Here is a 1,830-nt window from a genome sequence, read left to right as displayed (position 1 = left end):
ACATCAAACGCTTACGGGTCTGGAAAGGGAGCAGAGCCACTTCCCGCGGGCAGCACAACGCCTGTGCCGGATAGACAAGGGCGTATTCGGAAATTGTCTCAATAGTCGTGTCCCAGGGGGCCGCCGGACCATCGGGGCCGCCATAGCGAATCAGATGGCTTATCAGGTGCTTTGGCAGCCAGTTCCTGTGAACCTTAGGATCGGCCGTTAAACACACCCAGGGAGGAGTGCCCGGGCGCAGATGTTCTTCTGAAAATTCCAGCAGGGGCCCGTACTGATTGAACCAATTCCGACAGGCTTCCGGTCCACTGTCTGGAAGAGGGACTCTCCACAGGGAAACATAATGACTATCCATCGCGGGGGGGATTGGTTTTTCTCGCAGCCATTCCGGGTGTCTGGTCAAGATTGGCTCTGGAATCAAGTGCGTGGCGTCTGGAAACTGCTGTATAAACTCTGCACACAGTTTTTCGGTACGCTTGGCCACAGGCAGCCCTGCCAGCCAGTAAAAAAAACGGCTTCGGTGTGGCATCAAATCCGGGAAGCGTTCAAGGAAATTCTCAGGGTAGCAACCACTCGTATAAGTTTGCCAATTAATCGCCGGTGCCTTCTCCAGAAGCTTTTGACACATGGCCGACGTACGCATGTGCATTGGAATATTTTGTATGCGGGGTACCGGTTCGCTGTTCATTGCCAATTTCACCATATCCAGCGTGATACGGTGCTTGGGAATATGGCTCAGAACCCCCCCCTCCTGGGTTAGTGCCACCTCGCACAGTTTGCTGTACCCAGGGTCCGGATCGTTTTCAAAATGCATGATCAACCAGGGGAGGCATCGGACAGCCTGCTCTTTCATGGTCTGGGTGCGCTGATGGTGCGGCACATTCACAATAGCTGTGGGTTCTATCTGCACCAAAGCTTCAAAGTCTATAGGGTGACCAGGAAACATCCTGGCCACATTGGGAAGAACCTGTTTATTGCTGGCGATGCAGGCATCAAGAAAGGCCGGGGTGAGCAGTCCGGATGGCAGAGAATTGAAAGTGTATGGTGCTTGCTTCACAAGCAAGAGCCCCAGGTCGTAATCAAAAAGGGCATCCCTAAGCCCTGTGGGCAGGGAGAAAAGCAAATTGACCAGCGAGTAGTCAGGCAATAGCGTTTTCAGGCCAGCACGCATCGACTCAGGAGAAGCTGTTATGCGAATGTCCAGTCTTTTGAGGTTTAACCCCTCTTCTATCATACGCAGCGCCTGAACTGGGTCACTGACTTCATAGCTCTGGTACAGGCTTTTCAGTACCGCGGCAGAGTACTGGTTATGAGCAATAAGCGCTGCAGGGGGCGCAAGAGAGATGGAATAACTGGCCAGGGGAGTTGTGTCCATGGCCGTCAATGGTTCATAACCAGTCGTTTCCAGGTGCCCAGGATTTGTGACAGGATAAGCAGAGGCGGCTTCGGGAGGGGGGGCAGTAAAGGATCGTGACACAGTCAAAAACGAGCAGTTATCCATTATCAGTATCCTTTCACGTTTATTCCATATAGCTGACCATCCATGGCCAAATCATAAGTAACCAGTTATTCAGACCTGTCAGGAGTCTCAAAGTTTCAGAAACTGACACCGGTGTACAGATGTGCTGACAGGCCCTTCCAGCCGGTCTGCCAGCTTATAAGCCAACAGGTAGAAACCCCGGATCAGGAAAAACAGCGGCATTTTAAGGCTGGTTAAGCCCAGGTGATCCCGGCCCTGAGTGCCGGTAAAATCATCGGGATAAGTCTGATAACGTAATGGATGATCAGGGTAGAGTTTCGGGCAGGGGCGCCCGGTATCTCGCAGGTGCC

Annotated in this window: 2 protein-coding genes; both read right to left on the bottom strand. The window is 52.7% G+C overall.

The genetic code is table 11. From position 1 onward, the window contains the following. Positions 1–1,501, bottom strand: a 1,501-nt coding sequence (locus tag E1189_RS01825) for a hypothetical protein (RefSeq protein WP_155158379.1), incomplete at its 3' end; no start/stop codon positions are given. Between the two features lie 87 nt (positions 1,502–1,588). Beyond that, a partial coding sequence (locus tag E1189_RS22995; RefSeq protein ID WP_196221021.1) for a hypothetical protein occupies positions 1,589–1,830 on the bottom strand: 242 nt, incomplete at its 5' end.

The organism is Parendozoicomonas verongulae (assembly GCF_009711465.1).
In the GTDB taxonomy this organism is placed as follows: Bacteria; Pseudomonadota; Gammaproteobacteria; order Pseudomonadales; family Endozoicomonadaceae; genus Sansalvadorimonas; species Sansalvadorimonas verongulae.
The sequence above is the reverse complement of the archived record's forward strand: the minus strand, read 5'-3'. Positions and strand labels throughout refer to the sequence as shown.